Source organism: Mesorhizobium sp. AR07 (assembly GCF_024746815.1).
Lineage (GTDB): Bacteria > Pseudomonadota > Alphaproteobacteria > Rhizobiales > Rhizobiaceae > Mesorhizobium.
On sequence record NZ_CP080525.1, the window covers coordinates 3880587 to 3897259 of the forward strand.

Sequence of the window (16673 nt, forward strand, 5' to 3'; positions counted from 1 at the left end):
GACTTCGGCCAAATTTTGTTTGGGACATGCGGATATGAAAAAGGCGGCCCAGGGCCGCCTTTCGTAAGGGTGTGTTGCATTTTTGCCGCCAGACCGCCGCGTTCTCTATGACGCGCCGGTCGGCCGCATGACGCCTCAGGAACCGGCGCCGCTGAGCGTGGTGACCGCACGGCGGTTCTGCGACCAGCAGGAGATGTCGTCGCACACCGCGACCGGACGCTCCTTGCCGTAGGAAATCGTCTTCAGGCGGCTGGCCGAGACACCCTTGGCGACGAGGAAGTCGCGGGTGGCGGCAGCACGGCGGGCACCGAGCGCCAGATTGTATTCGCGCGTGCCGCGTTCGTCGGCATGGCCTTCGACGACGATGGCATATTGCTTGTACTGGTTCAGCCACTGCGCCTGGCGCGCCAGCGTCGTCTGCGCGTCGGCACGGATCGCGGTCGAGTCCGTGTCGAAGAAGATGCGGTCGCCGATGTTGACGGTGAAGTCCTTCGCCGAACCGGGCGTTGCCGCGCCAGCGCCGTTGAGGCCGAGGTCGGCGGCATTGTTCATCTTCTTCGAGGCGCAACCGGCGATGGCGAGCATCGCCACCAGCGCGATCATGACCGGGTTTCTGGTAAGTGCTGCGATACGGCCCATGCCGCCTCTCCTTCGCATTTCGAGTGATTTCGTTGATCACCCAGTAACCACGTTTGGGTTAACCGGCATTCAAGAAACACGGTTAAAATTTGGTTTAGGCTGCCCGTCCGCAGCCGTTTGGCCTGAAGCCACATTTCACGCGGACCCTAGGCGTAAATACGGCCAAAACGCGACCAAGACGTGGAAAAGAACGAATTGAAGAGTTGAGGAATCGAAGAACTGAAGAGAGAAATCACTTGTTTCTCCATCTCTTCAATTCTTCATTTCTCCAATTCGTCTCTTACTCCAGCAACGGCGACCAGGCCGGGTCGGAGGCGAAGTTCGTCGTCGGGATCGATTGTTCGTTGCGGCCGGTGAGGTCGACCGAGACCAGCTTCGGTCCCCCGGCGGAATCGCGGAAGAACATCAGCACGCGGCCGTTCGGGGCCCATGTCGGCCCTTCCTGCTGGAAGCCGGACGACAGGATGCGCTCACCCGAGCCATCGGTCTTCATGACGCCGATCTGGAATTCGCCACCGGTCTGCTTGGTGAAGGCGATGAGGTCGCCCCGCGGCGACCAGACCGGCGTCGAATAGACGCCGTCGCCAAAGGAGATACGGTTCTGGCCCGAGCCGTCGGCGCCCATCACGTAGATCTGCGCGCGGCCGCCACGGTCGGAAGTGAACACCACCTTGCTGCCGTCGGGCGAATAGGACGGCGAGGTATCGATGGCGGTCGAATTGGTCAGCCGCGTCGTCGAGCGGCTCCGCAAGTCCATGGCGAAAATGTTGGAATTGCCGTCGTCGCGCAGCAGGCTCATGATCACCTTCTGGCCGTCGGGCGAAAAGCGCGGCGCAAAGGTCATGCCGGGGAAATTGCCGACCAGTTCGCGCTGGCCGGTCTCGATCTGCAGCAGGTAGACCCGCGGCTGACCGCTTTCATAGGACATGTAGGTGATTTCCTGCCGGTTCGGCGAGAACCGCGGCGTCAGCACGATCGACTTGCCGTCCGAGAGATAGCGCACGTTGGCGCCGTCCTGGTCCATGATGGCGAGGCGCTTCTTGCGCGCGTTCTTGGCGCCGGATTCGTCGATGAAGACGACGCGGGTGTCGAAATAGCCTTTTTCGCCCGTCAGCCGTTCGTAGATGGCGTCGGCGATGATGTGGGCGACGCGCCGTTGATTGGCGTCGTTGGCGAAGAACTGCTCGCCGGCCATCTGCTGGCCGGCAAAGGTATCCCAAAGCCGGTACTGGGCGCGGATACGTCCGTCGGCTTCCTTGCTGACGCTGCCGGTGACCAGCGCCTGCGCGTTGATGACCTTCCAATCGTCGAAACGGGGAGCCGCATCCGGATTGGCGATCTTCTCGATGAAGGCATTCTTGTCGATCGGCGCGAACAGCCCTGAGCGCTTCAGGTCGGCGGTGACGATCTGCGAAATCTGGGCGCCAAGCGCGTCGCCGCCCTGAAAATCCGTAATGGCGATCGGCAGCGGCTCGACATTGCCCTTGTTGACGTTGATCTCGACGAGTGCCCATGCCGGCATGACGGCGCCAACCATCGAGCCCAGCGCTATCGTTGCGACCATCAGGAGCGGCTTGAGGATGAATTTCATGTCTTCTCGCTTCTCTTCGCTGATTCTGGGAAGCCGGCCCTAGAGGCCGAGCATCTCCCTCGGATCGAAAGTGACCCGGACCTGGGCCCAGATGTCCTGCTTGCCAGCCGGAACCTGGAGGCCAGCCATGTTGCATTTCTGAACCGCGCGCACGGCACTCTCGTCGAACTGGCGGTTTCCACTCGATTTTTCGACGGTCGGCCGGCCATCCAGCTTGCCGGAGGCATCCAGGTTGAACAGGACCACGGCGACGAAATTCTCCGAGCCCTCGAGCCCAACTGGAAGTGTCCAGCAACCACCAAGTTGATCCGACAAGGCGCCCATCTCGGTCCTCGACAGCTTCTGGCCCTGATCCTTGGCCCCGCCGAGCGACGACTGCTGGGTCGAGCGTTTGGCGCCGCCGCCGGACGGCTTCTGCTTATCCAGCAGAGCGGAAATCTCGTCGGCGTTGAACTGCTTGTCGTCGGACTTCGGCTTCGACGAGGCGTCCTTGACCGGCTTCTCGGCATCCTTACGGTCCGGCGCCTTGGCGCTTTCGGCCTGCGCCGGCTGCGGCTTCGGCCGCGCTTCCGGTGCGGGCGCCAAGTTCGGCAGTTGCGTCTCTTCGGTGGGCGGATCCTTGGCTATGGCTTCGGCGACGGCATCCGGCTTGACCACGGGCGTCGGATCGATCGCAGCGGTCTTGTCCTGCGGCGGCGGTGTCGGCGCCGGCTTGGCCGGTGTCGGCTTGGGGTCCGTCTGCTTGACCGGCTCGGGCTTGACCTCCGCCTTGGGCTGCGGCTCCGGCGCCACTTCCGTCGCCGGAATGGGCTTGGGCTTTTCCTGCGGCTTCGGCACGTCCTCGGGCTTCGGCTTTTCGATCGGCGTCGGCGCGGGCGGCGGCGCCGATGTCGTGTCGACGGGCTTCGGCTTGGCTTCCGGCGTTATCGGCTTTTCGGTGTCGACGCTGTTCTCGCCCACCCTCCGAGCATCCGGAACGACGTCCGGGCGCTGGGTCGGCAGCGGCGCCGGCTTTTCATGCATCACGGACTTCTTGTCGCCCTGCAGTGTCTGCGCGATGGCTTCCATCGGCACGATATCGACCGCCACCGACTCGACATCGGCGGCCGGCAGTGCGGCCGGCGCCGACAACGTGAACAGGCCGAAGGCCAGCACCGCCGCATGCAAGATCACCGATGTGGTGAGGCCGGTCTTCATCTTCTTGTCTATTGACCTTGTTCCTGCAGTGAAACGAGGCCGATGTTCTTGTAGCCAGCGGCCGAAATGCGGGCCATCACCTTCATGGCGGTGCCATAATCGGTGGATTTGTCACCACGAATGAAGATGCGCTCTTCATAGCCGGTCTTCGAGATCGCCTGCAGCTTGGCCACCAGTTCCTCGATCGGGATCTCGGTTTCCTGGAGATAGATCTGGCCGGCGGCGTTGATCGAGACGGTGATTGGCTGCGTGTCTGCGTTCAGGGCCTTGGCCTGCGTGTCCGGCAGGTCGATCGGCACGCCGACCGTCAGCATGGGTGCCGCGACCATGAAGATGATCAGCAGCACCAGCATCACGTCGACCATCGGCGTGACGTTGATTTCCGACATCAGCGCATGGTGGCGGCCGCGCCGCCTGTGGCCGCGCCCACCGCGTCCTCCCATGCCTACGGACATACCCATTCTGTTGCTCCTCAGGCCTTGGGGGCCACTTTTTCATCGATTTGGCGCGAGAGTATGGCGGAGAACTCGTCGGAGAACCCTTCCATGCGCACTGCTATCTTGCTCGCATCAGACGACAGTTTGTTGTAGGCGATGACGGCGGGGATGGCGGCGAGCAGGCCGATGGCGGTCGCCAGCAGCGCTTCGGCAATGCCGGGCGCGACCACCGCGAGACTGGTGTTCTTGGAGCCGGCGATCGCCTGGAACGAGGTCATGATGCCGATGACGGTGCCAAACAGGCCGATGAAGGGAGCCGCAGAGCCGGTGGTGGCGAGGAAGCCGAGACGGCCCTCGAGTTTTTCCATTTCGCGGGTCAGCGCCAGGTCCATCGCCTTGTCGATGCGGGTCTGCAGCCCGAGCGGCGTCTTGGCGCCCTTTTCGAAGCTCTTCTTCCACTCGCGCATCGCGGCGACGAAAATCGCGCCCATGCCGGTGGTCTTGCGGTCGGCGAGCGTCCGGTAGAGCTCCTCCAGCGACTGCCCCGACCAGAACACCTGTTCGAAACGGTTGAGTGACAGCCGCATGCGGGCATAGGAAACCAGCTTGTCGACAATGATAGCCCAGGTCCAGACCGAGGCGCAGAGCAAGCCGATCATGACCAGCTTGACCACCCAGCTGGCCGAAATGAACAGCGCCCAAATCGACAATTGCGCGCCCGGTTCGGCGAGTGCGATATTTTCCATCGTTACGTCCTTAAGATTTTCCGGGCAAAGCTGGCGGCTGGCCCCTGGCATCCTTTGTGGTCGGTTCGCACGAAGCTACCGGAACAACCCCAAACCGCGCCGTTGGTGGCCTTTTCGGGGCAAATATTGGTGAAAGGAAGGCGCTTGATCGCGCCAATCTTCACCAATCTCTTCATGAACCGTTATGGTTAAGGATGGGTTAGGACATAAGGCGCGGCGCATTGCCACGCCAGCGGTGTCGCAATGCCGTCAATTCATTGGCCGCCCAGGGTGTGCTGAGATTCAGGTCAGACCGAGCCGTTTGCAGGCCGGTATCACCTGAATATCAGCACACCCGCGGCATGAATGCCGCCACCCATTCCTTCGGAAAGCGTCTTGGCCGGCCATTCTCGCCGATGATCGCCGCCTCGACCTTGGCCTCGACCAGCACCTCACCGCCGCGTTTGAGCTGCTGCGCCATGAAGATGCGCGCGCCGGAAATGTCCTCGGTGCGGGTGTCGACCGTCAGGATGTCGTCGATGCGGGCGGGGCCGCGAAAGTCGATCTCCATGCGACGCACCACCCAGACGATCTTCTCGCCATGCTTGCCATCGGCAAGCTCGGTGTGATGCACGCCGGTCAGCCTGAGATAATCGGAGCGGCCGCGTTCGAAGAATTCGAGATAGCGCGCATGGTAGACGACGCCGGAGAAATCGGTGTCGGCGTAATAGACCCGCGCCATCAGCCGGTGGCCGAACTCCGTCAGCGCCCCGGAAAGCCCCGACAGCAACGCCGCCGATTCATCATGATCGTCCATTGCGCTTCCTTTTTCACTCCCGACAAGGCAGGTATTTTTCGGCGCATGAACCCGATGGCACTGTTGACGGCGATGATCAAGACCTGGATGGCGGCACTGCTTGTGCTCGTGGCTCTGGCCTGGCCCGGCCAGGCGGCGACCTTCTCGATGAAGCGCGGCCTCAACCTCGACCAGTGGACGACATGGCCGGGCGAGGACCAGTGGGGCGACGCCAAGGCCATCCTGCCCTATCCGGAATGGCGCAAGTTCCTCAGGGAAGATGACCTCAAGGCGCTGAGGGAAGCGGGTTTTGATTTCCTGCGCGTGCCGGTCGATCCGTCGCCCTTCCTGTCCGGCCAGACCGTGGCCTTGCGCGACGACCTCTATGCCAGCGTGTTGGACTCGGTGCGCATGATCAACCGCGCCGGCCTGAAGGTCATCGTCGACATGCACCTGATCCCGGCCGGCGGCAGCCGCAAGATCGGCATGGCCGAGGTGATGGATAACCCGCAAACCTTCGACGCCTATGTCGACATGGTGCGCAAGATGGCGCGCACGCTGGCCGGCGAAGATCCCAAAACGGTCGCATTGGAGTTGATGAACGAACCGATCGTCGACTGCGACAGCGACGGCACTAGCCTGTGGCCGGACCGCCAGCAAAAACTGTTCGCGGCGACGCGATCCTCGGCGACCAAACTGACCCTGGTGCTGACCGGCGCCTGCTATTCGGCGGCTGCGTCCCTGGAGAAGATCGATCCGAAGACGATCTTGGACGACAATGTCATCTGGACGTTCCACTCCTACGATCCGTTCCTGCTCACCCATCAGGGCGCGACCTGGGCCGGCGACTTCATTCCTTACGTGACCGGCCTGCCCTATCCGCTGACCGCCGTACCAAAAGAACAGCTCGGGGTGACGCTCGACACCATCCGCGCCAGGATCAAGGCCGAGGCACCGTGGACACGGCAGAGCGGCCTGCTTGCCTATCTCGACGAACAGGTCGCCAGCATGGACAGTCCCGACAAGCTGCTCGGCCTGATGGATGCGCCGTTCAAGAAGGTCGAGGCGTGGGCGAAGGCCAATGGCATCAAGCCGCAAAACATCACGCTGGGCGAATTCGGCATGATCCGCCAGGAATACGGCAACGCCTATGTGATGCCGGCTGCGTACCGGGCCGCCTATGTCCGGGACATGATCGCGCGCGCCGAAACGCACGGCTTCTCATGGTCGGTGTGGAGTTATGGCGGCGCCTTCGGCATCGTCGACGCCTTCAACGGCGACAAGGCCGAGCCCGATGTGATGAACGTGGTCCGTTCTCTTCACTGAAGGGCGGTTGAGATTCAGGTCAGGCCGAGTCGAAAATGGCTGATACCGAGAACCGGAACGGAGCGGACATTTGGGTCCGTGAGTACCGGAAGCGCAGGTATTGGCCATTTGCAGACCGGCATCACCTGAATATCAACCGCCCTAGCCAAGGTCGATCGACAGGATTTCAGGGCGCATCCCAAAACGCACCGGCACGATGCTGAAGCCAAGCCCGCCCGAGACGATCAGATTGCGATCATTCTCGACGACATGGCCATAGGCATAGCGATTGCCGAAACGCGACGGCACGACAGGCGAATAGCCGAACAGCCGAATTTGTCCGCCATGGGTGTGGCCGGACAGGGTCAGCGACACCCGCCACGGCACGGTCGGAAAGATATCGGGCTCATGGGCGAGCAGGATGACCGGCGAACTATCGCTGACCTTGGCCAGCGTGCCGTCGAGGTCGTCCAGCCCCTTCCAGCCGGTGCGGTCCCTGGTCGGCAGCAGGGCCAGCTGGTCGGCGAGCCCGGCGATCCAGACGCCATGCCCGTCCTTTTCCAGGCGCACGACATCGTTCTCCAGGACAGGGATGCCGACCTTCTCCAATGCCTTGCGCGCTATGGTCGGGCCGGCGCCTGCCCGCTGCGCGAAGCCATCGCTCCACCAGTCATGGTTGCCAAGGATCGACAGCACGCCGAGCGGCGCCTTGAGACCCGACAGCGCGGACGCCCATTGCGATGGCGTCACCGGCCCTGTCACGAAAGGCATGCCGGCGATGTAGTCGCCAAGCAGGACAATCAGGTCCGCTTGCTGAGTATTCGCGTCTTCGACAAGCGAAGCGATCCGCTCCGGCGTCATCCATGGCCGGCTGGCATGGATGTCGGCGAGCGCGACGACGCGCAGCTTCAATCCCGCCGGCCAATGCGGTGGCGTCAACGCGTAGCGCTTCACATGCGTCAGCAGCATCAGCTCGATGCCGACCGCATAGGCGCTGAACGCGGCGACCGACAGGAAGGAACCGCCGACGAAGCGCAGAAACCCGCGTCTGGTTATCATGGATTGGCTCCGGCCCTCGGATCGCAGCGGTGTGCCGCAAGCCTCCGATAAAATCCACGATTGCGCCGGCAAACCGACAAAGCTGAGGAGATTTTGCGCAAGGGCGTTCACGTCTCCTTGATCCCGCGCCCAATCGCCGGGCAGCTACTCTTCCTGGAACAGGTTGATCTGCTGCTGCGCCAGATCCTTTGGCGCGTCGAGGCCGAGATGCCGCCAGGCGTTGGCCGTCAGCACCCGGCCACGCGGCGTGCGCTGGATGAAACCCTGCTGGATCAGATAGGGCTCGATGATGTCCTCGATGGCGTCGCGCGGCTCGGACAGGCCGGCCGCGATGGTCTCGATGCCGACCGGGCCGCCGCCGAAATTGCGGGCGATCATCGACAGATAGCGGCGGTCGAGCGCGTCGAGGCCGAGCGCGTCGACCTCCAGCCGGGTCAAAGCCTCGTCGGCGATCTGGCGGTTGACGTGGCCATCGCCGGCGACCGAGGCGAAATCGCGCACGCGGCGCAGCAGCCTTCCGGCAATGCGTGGCGTGCCGCGCGCGCGCCGCGCGATCTCCAGCGCACCATCGTCGCCGAGCGGCATTTGCAGGATGCGGGCGCCGCGCCGCACGATCTGCTCCAGCTCCTCGACGGAGTAGAAATTGAGCCGCACCGGGATACCGAAACGATCGCGCAGCGGATTGGTGAGCAGGCCAAGCCGCGTGGTGGCGGCGACCAGCGTGAAACGGGCAAGGTCGATCTTGACCGAGCGCGCCGCCGGTCCCTCGCCGATGATCAGGTCGAGCTGGAAATCCTCCATCGCCGGATAGAGGATTTCCTCCACCGCCGGGCTCAGCCGGTGGATCTCGTCGATGAACAGCACGTCGCCTTCCTCGAGATTGGTCAGCAGCGCGGCGAGATCGCCGGCCTTGGCGATGACCGGGCCTGAGGTCGAGCGGAAATTGACACCGAGCTCGCGCGCCATGATCTGCGCCAGCGTCGTCTTGCCGAGACCAGGCGGCCCGACGAACAGCACATGGTCGAGCGCCTCGTTGCGGCCCTTGGCGGCCTCGATGAACACTTTGAGATTGGCCCGCACCGCCGCCTGGCCGACGAAATCGTCAAGCGTCTGCGGCCGCAAGGTCTGCTCGGCATCCTCGCCGCGCTTCTCGGGGGCAATGAGACGGGGCGACAGGCTCATGTTGACACCCCGAAGCCCTCTCGTCCGTGGTGTTTCGTATCGCCAACAACATGGCGACCCACAGCGTCCCTCACTGCAGCGTCGATTTCCTCCAACATCGCGAGACCGCCAGAGGGATCGCCTAGAAACCCCGCAAGATCGGCAAAATCGAGGGTACGCGGCGTCCCGATCAGGCGGCCGTCCACAACCGTCCAGGCGATCGTGTCACCTGCCTTGATCGACAACTGATCTCTGACATCCTTTGGGATTGTAAGTCGTCCCTTCGAGGTCAAACTCGCATATCCGCCCATTTTACCGCGCCAGTTCCTTCAGCCCGAAGCGGATCAGCTTCGGCGCATCGGCATCCTCGCCCGCTGTCTTCAGCGCCGCCGCCACCGCATTGGCGGCGGTGTCGCGTGAATAGCCGAGATTGACCAGCGCCGAGACGGCGTCGGTGATCGGCGCCGGTGCAACGCCTTCGCCGAGTTCCTGCTTCAGGCCGATCGTGCCCGAGGCGGTGCCCGCATAGGCCGGCGCCTTGTTCTTCAGCTCGGTGACGATGCGCTCGGCCACCTTCTTGCCGACGCCAGGCGCGCGGGAAACCATGGCGATATCGCGCAGCGCGATCGCATTGGCGAGATCGGCCGGCGCCAGTGTCGACAGGATGGCCAGCGCCACCTTGGCGCCGACGCCCGGCACATTGTTCATCAGCAGCCGGAACCATTCGCGCTCCAACTGCGACTGGAAACCGTAGAGCCGCAGCATGTCCTCGCGCACATAGGTTTCGATGAACAGCACCACCGCTTCGCCCGGCGAAGGCAGCGCGGCCAGCGTGCGCGCCGAGCAATAGGCGACATAGCCGACGCCATGGATATCGACGAGGCAATGGTCCTCGTCGATCTCGTCGAGCATGCCCTTGAGTTTGCCGATCAAGTGAGTTTTCCGATCATGCCAGATCTTTCATGGAAGATGGGGCCTTCATGGGTGCGTTTCAGGAGAGATGATGTCGATATCCGGGAAATAACTGCGGTAGCGAGCAGCGTCGCGGGTCAGCAGGCGATGTCCGGCAACCATCGCATGGGCGCCAATGAAAAAGTCTGGCAACGTCCGCTCACGAACCCCACCGGCCCGGCGATAGCGGGAATGCGTGACGCCCGCAAGGAATGCCGCGTCCCAGGGCAGAAACTCGCGATCCATCTCGAGCATGTCGACCGCTTTTTTAAGCGCCGTCTCCGTCGCTATCAGCGGCGCAAGCTCGGACCAGACGATCGTGTTGACCACCAAGGCTCCGTCGCGACGGCAGGAAGCAATCGCCGACGCCGACCATTTTGTCAGCGGTCCGGCCGGTCCCCAGACGTCGATCAGGACATTCGTGTCAATCAACGTCGAGATCTTCACGCGGCCCCCTTAACCACTCCATGTACTCGTCGGTCGTCATGCCACCCAAATCCAGGGTTCCCTCCATCCGGTCAAGGACATCGCTGAACCTGCGGGCTGCCTCCTCCTCGGACAGGTTTTCGTTGACGGCGACAAGCCGAGCGCCCTCTTCGGTCGCCACGAACTCCACCTCCGAGCCCGGACCGATACCAAGATGGTCCCGTATCTGCTTGGGGATTGTGACTTGCCCTTTGGTGGTCACGCGCATGGTAATACCTCTGCGGTATTACTTACTGGTATACCGTGAACAAGTCAAGAACAGACTTAACCGGCCAGCGCCATCCGGTAGGCCACGCTCTGCCGGTGATGCGCGTGGCAGATGGCGATGGCCAGCGCGTCGGCGGCATGTTCGGTATCGAAAGTGGCTTTTGGCAGCAGCACTTTCACCATCATGTGGATCTGCTTCTTGTCGCCATGGCCGACGCCGATCACCGCCTTCTTGACGGCGTTGGGCGCATATTCGGCGACGACAAGGCCGGCGCGCGCCGGCACCAGCATGGCGATGCCGCGCGCCTGGCCGAGCTTCAGCGTCGCCACCGCGTCCTTGTTGACGAAGGTCTGTTCGACCGCCGCCTCGTGCGGCATGGCGGTGTGCAGGATTTCGGCGAGCCCGTCATGCAATTGGCACAGCCGCGTCGCCAGGGCCGCCTTGTCGTCGGAACGCACGGTGCCGGAGGCGACGAAGCGCAAGGAATTGCCGAGGCTCTCGACGATGCCCCAGCCGGTGCGCCGAAGTCCCGGATCGATACCGATGATGCGAATCGCTTCCCCCATCCCGCCAGTCTACCTCCGGCGGACAGCGATGCCAGCGAAATGTGAACAAACCGGAAACGAACGGACGGGCCGAGGTTCAGCCCCGGGCGAAGGCCGTGTTGAGCAGGCTGATCTGGTCGGAAACCGGATTGAGGCGGCGAGCCATCGGTTGCATGTCGACCACGGCGCCGGAGCCGTAGATCTCCTCGTCCATGCGGCGCACCAGCGCCTGCAGGCGCAGCGAGCGGGTGACGAGGTCGAGGAAATCGTTGGGCAGTTCGGCCCAGCCGGCGGCTTCGTCATGGGCGGAAGCGGTGTCGAGACGCACCTTGGACTTTTCCGACGCAACCTGGTCGCGGGTCATCTCGCCGGAATTCGCGGCGCGCTGCAAGAGCAGCCAGGAGGCGACCTGCATCAGCCTGGTGGTCAGACGCATCGATTCAGCGGCATAAAGCGTTGCCGCCAGTCGCGACAGTTTCTTCGCTTCGGCGCGGCCCTTGCCGTCGAGATATTCGGCGGCCTGTTCGACCAGACCCATGCCTTCCTGGTAGAGCGGCTTGAAGGATTGCGTGAAAACCCGGCGCTCCGCCAGCTTGACGGTTTTCGCACTGCCCTTCGAAGGCTCGTTCATTGATACGCCCCTGCACTACAGCCGGCCGATTCGGCTCACTGCCGATACACCCAGCACCCTATGTGACTGAAGCTTGAAAATGCGCTTCGTCACCGGTGAAGGCAAGCACATGTTTAACAGAAGGTTAACGGCGAGCCGATGTCGGGTGCCCCCGAATGCGGACAAAAAAAGAGCCGCGGATAAGGCGGCTCTCAGGAGTTTAACAGGGAGGCGTCAAACAAAGTGGCTCCAACCACTCGGTAAGAATCCAGATCACTGGATGGACATAGTAAACACCTGTAAAGCTTAATGAAGCCTTAACGGCGCTATGGTTTTTTGAGCAATCGCGGCCGTTCTGTGCCGGAACAGCACATCGGCGAAGGCTTGTTCGGGCTCGGCTCAGGCCTTCTTCCAGACCACTGGCAAGGCGATGAAGGCAAACAGCAGCATGCCTGCATAGAAACCCATCGAGGCGATCCCCAGCACCGGTTCTATCGCGGCGTTACCGGCAAGCAGAATGTAAAGGCCGATCATGAGCCCGATGCCGCTGATTGCCGTCAGCCAGAAATGAACCATGGCGAGCGTCTTTTGCCCAACGGCCGGAAACAGGTGATAGAAGAAGGCGAAGACCGCCGACATCAGCCATCCGGCGACCATGATGTGGGCGTGGGTCGGCATCTGGCCATGGTCCTGGCTGATCGCCATGTGAATGCCGAGAGCCATGCCGCATAGCGAATAGATGATGGCCAGCGTAAAGAAATTCCGTGCTACCCCTTGCATAATGTTCCCCTCGAATTGCCTCTTCCCGTTCCGGGAATGGGTTGATCGTCAGGCGATTTTTCGCCACCGGGTTCCCGGCGTCGGCGCACTAGCATCGGCACTGTTTCAGGACGATGTCGCGCCGACCCCTCCCGGCGCGCTCACGATACCAGAAAATGAATCCGCGCATCGGTGCTTGTTGGACGCCGCGCTGGCCTGAAACCGCCGAAACAGAATCGGTCTTTTCGCGACATCGTTCCGAAACACACGCCAGGCTAAACGCCCGCTCCTCGTCGGCTGGCGCAAATTCGCTCCGCCGCAATTCCCAAAAACCCTCAGGGAGTAAGCCATGGACTGGTACTCGATCGTCAAATTCCTCCACGTCGTCTCGGCCATTTTGTGGGTCGGGGGCGGTTTCGTGCTGTTTCTGCTCGGCGTGCTTGCCGAGCGCGCGGGCAACGTCGAGGAAAAGTTGCAGGCGATGCTTGCCAGCGGGCAGTTGGGTGGCCGTTTCTTCGCGCCGATGTCGATGCTGACCCTGATCTTCGGTCTCATCATGTGCAGCTTCTGGGTCGGCTTCTCGGATCTGTGGATCATCATCGGTCTCGTCGGCTACGCCACGACCTTTTCGATCGGCATGTTCATCTTCAAGCCAACCGGCGAGCGCATGGGGGCGATGATCGCCAAGGAAGGCGTCACGCCGGCTGCTCTCGCCATCGGCCAGCGTATGATGAGCGCCGCGCGCTTCGACTATGCGGTGATGCTGGTGATCATCGCCGACATGGTGTTCAAGCCGACCACGCAGGACGTCGGCATCCTTGCCGGCATGGCGTTGGTCGTAGCAGCAGGCGCCGCATTGGCATTTGGCGGCACCCGCCGCCTCGTGCCGAGCGCCGCCTGACACCGCCGTAGTGGTGAGGGCTTCTGCACAGCCTTTTACATAAGGCCGGCGATGCCATCCCACAGCAGCTTCAGCGCCACGACCGCCACGGTTGCATAGGTGAAGGGATAGAAGGTTTCCGGCCGCATCCGCCGTACCAGCCACGCACCGGCGATGGTCGAGAGCGGCGCCAGCGGCATTAGCACCGCCGATGCCGTCAGATTGGCGGTGTCGAACTGGCCGAGCGCGAAATAGGGCACCAGCTTCAGCGCATTGGTTGCGGCAAAGAAGATCGCCGCGGTGCCCGACAGCACCATCGGATCGAGCCGGATCGGCAAGGCATAGACCTGGAAAGGCGGGCCGCCGACATGGGCGACGAAGCTGGTGAAGCCGGCGACCGTTCCCCAGATGGCCGCGGCCAAGCGGTTGGGCGCGACGGCGTGGTCGGAGCCATGGCGAAACTGCAGATAGAGCCAGCGCAGAACGAAGACGATGGCGACGGCGCCGACGATCAGCCGCACCGCCTCTTCGGTGACGAGTGCGGCCGTCAGCCAGCCGAGACCGATGCCGATGACGGCGCCCGGCATCATGTCGACCAGCATCTTGCGGTCGTAGACACCCCACCATGTCCATACCGACACGATGTCCATCAGGCACAGGATCGGCAGCAGGATGGCGGCCGCCTGCACCGGCGGCATGGTCAAGGCCATCAGCGGCACGCCGACGAAACCGACGGCGCCGCCAAACCCGCCCTTGGACAGGCCGACCAGAATGACCGCCGGAATGGCGGCCGCATAGAACCAAGGATCGAGAAGCAGGCCTGACATGGGAGGGGACTGTCTGGAGGGAAGCGTATCGACGCTTGAATAGCCTAGAATTTCGGGCGCAGCGACAGCAAAGATAGGCATGGCCACACGCGCCTGGCCGATCGCGGGCTGTGCCCTACCGGCGGGCCGAGACCAGCAGGAACATCGGCCGCTCGAGCTCTTCCTCCAGTTCGGGCCTGGCTGCGATCTGCGCGTCCGTCGGACGGAACTCCTCGACGTGGTCGATGGTGAAACCGGAGCCGATGAGAGTGTTGAGCGTGGTGCCGATGGTGCGATGATGTTTCACCACGCCCTTGGCCAGCCAGTCGGTCCTGCGCGGTCCCTCCACCAGATATTGGTCGACGGGCCATGTCTTGCGGCCTTCTGCATCAACCACCCAGCCGGGTCTGGTCGGCGCCATGAAGATTGGGTGCTCCGTCGAGAAGACGAAATGCCCGCCGGGCGACAGCGCCTGATGCACGGTCCTGAACAGGCGCAAGACGTCCTCGACATAGTGCAGGGCGAGCGAGCTGTAGGCGAGATCGAAACCGGCTTGCGGCAGGCTGAGCCGATCGAGATCGGCCCGCTCATAGATGATGCCAGTGTCCGGGCCGGCGGCCCTTGCCCGCGCCAGCATCTTTTCGGACAGATCCAGGCCAAGCACCTCCTTGGCCCCATGCTCGCGTGCCCAGCGGCAGAACCAGCCGAAGCCGCAGCCGAGATCGACGACCCGCAAGCCGCTCACATCGGGCAGCATAGCGCGAAGCGCTGGCCACTCGGCGGCGCCATCCAGGCCTTCGACGGAACGGCCAAGCTGGCTGTAGCCTGCGAAGAAATCCTCCCGGTCGTATATGTTCTGCGCCATGATGGTCCTGGTCTCGTTTGGACGGCACCCTAGCCAACCGGCCGCCGGCTTTCCACCCAATGATCAGCCCTGAAGACCAGGGCGTGGCCGCCGCAGTCTTGCTCAAGATATCTGGTTCAGGACGCCTGCAAAACCTTTGCCCTGTCACGAGGGGCGGTTGCATCGAGCGGTGGCGGCCGGCGCCGGATCGGCTGCGCCTTGATGATCGCGGTGCTTGTCTCGGCCTTGTCGGCGATGCGGTCGAGGATCCCGTCCAGGTCACCGATCGAGCGCACGAACAGCCGGGCGACGAAGCAGTCATCGCCCGTCACTTTGTCGCATTCGCCAAATTCGGGGATCTCCTCGATCAGCTTCTGGACGATGTGCAGTTTGCCCGGCAGAGGCCGGATGCGCACGATGGCCTGCAGGGTATAGCCGAGCGCCAGCGGATCGATCTCGACGGTGAACGCCCGGATGACGCCCCGCTCCTCGAGCCGTCGGAGCCGTTCCGAAACGCTTGGCGACGACAGCCCGACCTGGCTGGCCAGATCCTTCAAAGACGTCCGCGCGTCCTTGACCAGGATTTCGAGAAGGCGCCGGTCGAGATCATCAAGCATTTTATATTTCTCGCAGTTTCAAAGCTTTGGCCTGATATAATTAGGCATCGTAGCCATACTACCTTTCTTATATAATGGAAAGCGCCATCGCGGCATGAGATTATATCGGCTCAACTGATGCGGAGGCTCGTTGTGAACGATACAGTACGCGGCACGGTCGAAATGTCGGCCGCAATGGCGATCCTGGGAACGATCGGATGGTTCGTCGTCCTGTCCGGCCAGCCGATCATGGATGTGGTGTTCTGGCGTTGCGCATTCGGCGCCGTGACGCTGCTTGTCATCTGCGCCGGGCTGGGCTTGCTGCGCAACCGGCTGTCGCCGCGCATCATCGCCATCGCCGCGCTCGGCGGCGTCGCCATCGTCGTCAACTGGCTGTTGCTCTTTAGTGCTTTCTCCCGCGCCTCGATCTCGATCGCCACCACTGTCTACAACACCCAGCCCTTCATGCTGGTCGGCTTCGGCGCGCTGTTCTTCGCCGAGCGGCTGACCCTGACAAAGCTGACCTGGCTGGCCATCGCCTTCATAGGCATGGTGCTGATCGTGCAGGCCGCCCCTGATGCCGGCCCCAATGCCGACATGGTCGGCACGGATTACTTTACCGGCATCGTCATGGCATTGGGCGCAGCCTTCTTCTGGGCCGTCGCCGCCATCGTCACCAAGAAACTCAAGGGCACGCCGCCACACCTGATCGCGCTCATTCAGGTCTGCGTCGGTGTCGTCATGCTGGCGCCCTTCGCCGATCTTGCCCAGCTTCCCGCCGATGCGTGGAGCTGGGCCATGCTGGCGACGATTGGCATCGTCCATACCGGCCTGATGTACATCCTGATGTACGGCGCCATCCAGAAATTGCCGACCCATCTGCAGGGGTCGCTGTCCTTCATCTATCCCGTCGTGGCGATCCTGGTCGATGTCGTGGCCTTCGGCCATCGGCTGCATCTGACCCAGATCGTCGGCGCCGCTGCTATCCTGGTGGCCGCCGCCGGCATGAACCTTGGCTGGACGCTGTGGAAGTCGAAACCGCCCGTCGCGAGCCCGCACCCGATCAAGTGACACGGGC

The 16673-nt window shown here is 62.8% G+C and carries 21 protein-coding genes; 3 read left to right on the plus strand and 18 right to left on the minus strand.

Annotated elements, in window-relative coordinates; all coding sequences use genetic code 11:
- Positions 1-135: 135 nt before the first annotated feature.
- From pal to ybgC, 6 genes are all read right to left on the minus strand, one after another.
- On the minus strand, positions 136-639 hold the full coding sequence (pal, locus tag BPNPMPFG_RS19770) for a peptidoglycan-associated lipoprotein Pal (RefSeq protein WP_258590371.1): 504 nt from the start codon (positions 637-639) through the stop codon (positions 136-138).
- Positions 640-919: 280 nt separating this feature from the next.
- Complete coding sequence (gene tolB, locus BPNPMPFG_RS19775; protein WP_258590372.1) at positions 920-2230, minus strand: Tol-Pal system beta propeller repeat protein TolB; 1311 nt, start codon at positions 2228-2230, stop codon at positions 920-922.
- Positions 2231-2269: 39 nt separating this feature from the next.
- Complete coding sequence (gene tolA, locus BPNPMPFG_RS19780) at positions 2270-3427, minus strand: cell envelope integrity protein TolA (protein WP_258590373.1); 1158 nt, start codon at positions 3425-3427, stop codon at positions 2270-2272.
- A gap of 8 nt (positions 3428-3435) precedes the next feature.
- The gene (gene tolR, locus BPNPMPFG_RS19785) at positions 3436-3888 is read right to left on the minus strand and encodes a protein TolR (RefSeq protein ID WP_258590374.1); all 453 of its coding nucleotides are present in this window, start codon (positions 3886-3888) and stop codon (positions 3436-3438) included.
- An 11-nt stretch (positions 3889-3899) separates the two neighbouring features.
- Positions 3900-4610: a protein TolQ gene (gene tolQ, locus BPNPMPFG_RS19790; RefSeq protein ID WP_258590375.1), complete on the minus strand. Its 711-nt coding sequence runs from the start codon at positions 4608-4610 to the stop codon at positions 3900-3902.
- Between the two features lie 325 nt (positions 4611-4935).
- Entirely contained in the window at positions 4936-5406 is a 471-nt protein-coding gene (gene ybgC, locus BPNPMPFG_RS19795; protein ID WP_258590376.1) for a tol-pal system-associated acyl-CoA thioesterase, read from the minus strand.
- A 54-nt stretch (positions 5407-5460) separates the two neighbouring features.
- Between ybgC and BPNPMPFG_RS19800 the strand changes: the two genes are divergently transcribed.
- Positions 5461-6711 carry a glycoside hydrolase family 5 protein gene (locus tag BPNPMPFG_RS19800; protein WP_258590377.1) on the plus strand — a complete coding sequence of 417 codons (1251 nt, stop codon included), beginning with the start codon at positions 5461-5463 and terminating at the stop codon, positions 6709-6711.
- Between the two features lie 141 nt (positions 6712-6852).
- On the opposite strand, the gene BPNPMPFG_RS19805 is transcribed toward BPNPMPFG_RS19800, so the two are convergent.
- From BPNPMPFG_RS19805 to BPNPMPFG_RS19845, 9 genes are all read right to left on the minus strand, one after another.
- Positions 6853-7749: a metallophosphoesterase gene (locus tag BPNPMPFG_RS19805; RefSeq protein ID WP_258590378.1), complete on the minus strand. Its 897-nt coding sequence runs from the start codon at positions 7747-7749 to the stop codon at positions 6853-6855.
- Positions 7750-7893: 144 nt separating this feature from the next.
- Complete coding sequence (gene ruvB / locus BPNPMPFG_RS19810; protein ID WP_258590379.1) at positions 7894-8931, minus strand: Holliday junction branch migration DNA helicase RuvB; 1038 nt, start codon at positions 8929-8931, stop codon at positions 7894-7896.
- Positions 8928-9155: an AbrB/MazE/SpoVT family DNA-binding domain-containing protein gene (locus BPNPMPFG_RS19815; RefSeq protein WP_258590380.1), complete on the minus strand. Its 228-nt coding sequence runs from the start codon at positions 9153-9155 to the stop codon at positions 8928-8930. The genes ruvB and BPNPMPFG_RS19815 overlap by 4 nt, the downstream gene beginning before the upstream one ends.
- A 67-nt stretch (positions 9156-9222) precedes the next feature.
- Positions 9223-9843 (minus strand): Holliday junction branch migration protein RuvA, encoded by a 621-nt coding sequence (gene ruvA / locus BPNPMPFG_RS19820; protein WP_258590381.1) that lies wholly within the window; start codon positions 9841-9843, stop codon positions 9223-9225.
- Between the two features lie 45 nt (positions 9844-9888).
- On the minus strand, positions 9889-10308 hold the full coding sequence (locus BPNPMPFG_RS19825; RefSeq protein ID WP_258590382.1) for a type II toxin-antitoxin system VapC family toxin: 420 nt from the start codon (positions 10306-10308) through the stop codon (positions 9889-9891).
- On the minus strand, positions 10286-10555 hold the full coding sequence (locus BPNPMPFG_RS19830) for an AbrB/MazE/SpoVT family DNA-binding domain-containing protein (RefSeq protein WP_258590383.1): 270 nt from the start codon (positions 10553-10555) through the stop codon (positions 10286-10288). Before BPNPMPFG_RS19830 ends, BPNPMPFG_RS19825 begins: the two co-directional genes overlap by 23 nt.
- A 56-nt stretch (positions 10556-10611) precedes the next feature.
- Entirely contained in the window at positions 10612-11121 is a 510-nt protein-coding gene (gene ruvC, locus BPNPMPFG_RS19835; protein ID WP_095089535.1) for a crossover junction endodeoxyribonuclease RuvC, read from the minus strand.
- A gap of 76 nt (positions 11122-11197) precedes the next feature.
- Positions 11198-11731, minus strand: coding sequence for a protease adaptor protein RcdA (rcdA, locus tag BPNPMPFG_RS19840; protein WP_258590384.1), 534 nt, complete (start codon positions 11729-11731; stop codon positions 11198-11200).
- Positions 11732-12109: 378 nt separating this feature from the next.
- On the minus strand, positions 12110-12490 hold the full coding sequence (locus BPNPMPFG_RS19845) for a hypothetical protein (RefSeq protein ID WP_258590385.1): 381 nt from the start codon (positions 12488-12490) through the stop codon (positions 12110-12112).
- Positions 12491-12818: 328 nt separating this feature from the next.
- Between BPNPMPFG_RS19845 and BPNPMPFG_RS19850 the strand changes: the two genes are divergently transcribed.
- A complete protein-coding gene (locus BPNPMPFG_RS19850; RefSeq protein WP_258590386.1) occupies positions 12819-13370 on the plus strand; it encodes a DUF2269 family protein in 552 nt (183 codons plus the stop codon).
- Positions 13371-13405: 35 nt separating this feature from the next.
- Here the strand turns inward: BPNPMPFG_RS19850 and BPNPMPFG_RS19855 are convergent, their stop codons facing one another.
- From BPNPMPFG_RS19855 to BPNPMPFG_RS19865, 3 genes are all read right to left on the minus strand, one after another.
- On the minus strand, positions 13406-14176 hold the full coding sequence (locus tag BPNPMPFG_RS19855; protein WP_258590387.1) for a sulfite exporter TauE/SafE family protein: 771 nt from the start codon (positions 14174-14176) through the stop codon (positions 13406-13408).
- A 115-nt stretch (positions 14177-14291) separates the two neighbouring features.
- Positions 14292-15020, minus strand: a complete 729-nt coding sequence (locus BPNPMPFG_RS19860) for a class I SAM-dependent methyltransferase (protein ID WP_258590388.1) — start codon at positions 15018-15020, stop codon at positions 14292-14294.
- A gap of 116 nt (positions 15021-15136) precedes the next feature.
- A complete protein-coding gene (locus BPNPMPFG_RS19865) occupies positions 15137-15616 on the minus strand; it encodes an Lrp/AsnC family transcriptional regulator (protein ID WP_258590389.1) in 480 nt (159 codons plus the stop codon).
- 132 nt (positions 15617-15748) lie between these two features.
- Between BPNPMPFG_RS19865 and BPNPMPFG_RS19870 the strand changes: the two genes are divergently transcribed.
- Positions 15749-16666 carry a DMT family transporter gene (locus BPNPMPFG_RS19870; protein WP_258590390.1) on the plus strand — a complete coding sequence of 306 codons (918 nt, stop codon included), beginning with the start codon at positions 15749-15751 and terminating at the stop codon, positions 16664-16666.
- Positions 16667-16673: the final 7 nt, after the last annotated feature.

Coding starts and splice junctions, on each gene's coding strand:
- pal (WP_258590371.1), bottom strand. CDS start 639: ATGGGCCGTATCGCAGCACTTACCAGAAACCCGGTCATGATCGCGCTG.
- tolB (WP_258590372.1), bottom strand. CDS start 2,230: ATGAAATTCATCCTCAAGCCGCTCCTGATGGTCGCAACGATAGCGCTG.
- tolA (WP_258590373.1), bottom strand. CDS start 3,427: ATGAAGACCGGCCTCACCACATCGGTGATCTTGCATGCGGCGGTGCTG.
- tolR (WP_258590374.1), bottom strand. CDS start 3,888: ATGGGTATGTCCGTAGGCATGGGAGGACGCGGTGGGCGCGGCCACAGG.
- tolQ (WP_258590375.1), bottom strand. CDS start 4,610: ATGGAAAATATCGCACTCGCCGAACCGGGCGCGCAATTGTCGATTTGG.
- ybgC (WP_258590376.1), bottom strand. CDS start 5,406: ATGGACGATCATGATGAATCGGCGGCGTTGCTGTCGGGGCTTTCCGGG.
- BPNPMPFG_RS19800 (WP_258590377.1), top strand. CDS start 5,461: ATGGCACTGTTGACGGCGATGATCAAGACCTGGATGGCGGCACTGCTT.
- BPNPMPFG_RS19805 (WP_258590378.1), bottom strand. CDS start 7,749: ATGATAACCAGACGCGGGTTTCTGCGCTTCGTCGGCGGTTCCTTCCTG.
- ruvB (WP_258590379.1), bottom strand. CDS start 8,931: ATGAGCCTGTCGCCCCGTCTCATTGCCCCCGAGAAGCGCGGCGAGGAT.
- BPNPMPFG_RS19830 (WP_258590383.1), bottom strand. CDS start 10,555: ATGCGCGTGACCACCAAAGGGCAAGTCACAATCCCCAAGCAGATACGG.
- ruvC (WP_095089535.1), bottom strand. CDS start 11,121: ATGGGGGAAGCGATTCGCATCATCGGTATCGATCCGGGACTTCGGCGC.
- rcdA (WP_258590384.1), bottom strand. CDS start 11,731: ATGAACGAGCCTTCGAAGGGCAGTGCGAAAACCGTCAAGCTGGCGGAG.
- BPNPMPFG_RS19845 (WP_258590385.1), bottom strand. CDS start 12,490: ATGCAAGGGGTAGCACGGAATTTCTTTACGCTGGCCATCATCTATTCG.
- BPNPMPFG_RS19850 (WP_258590386.1), top strand. CDS start 12,819: ATGGACTGGTACTCGATCGTCAAATTCCTCCACGTCGTCTCGGCCATT.
- BPNPMPFG_RS19855 (WP_258590387.1), bottom strand. CDS start 14,176: ATGTCAGGCCTGCTTCTCGATCCTTGGTTCTATGCGGCCGCCATTCCG.
- BPNPMPFG_RS19860 (WP_258590388.1), bottom strand. CDS start 15,020: ATGGCGCAGAACATATACGACCGGGAGGATTTCTTCGCAGGCTACAGC.
- BPNPMPFG_RS19865 (WP_258590389.1), bottom strand. CDS start 15,616: ATGCTTGATGATCTCGACCGGCGCCTTCTCGAAATCCTGGTCAAGGAC.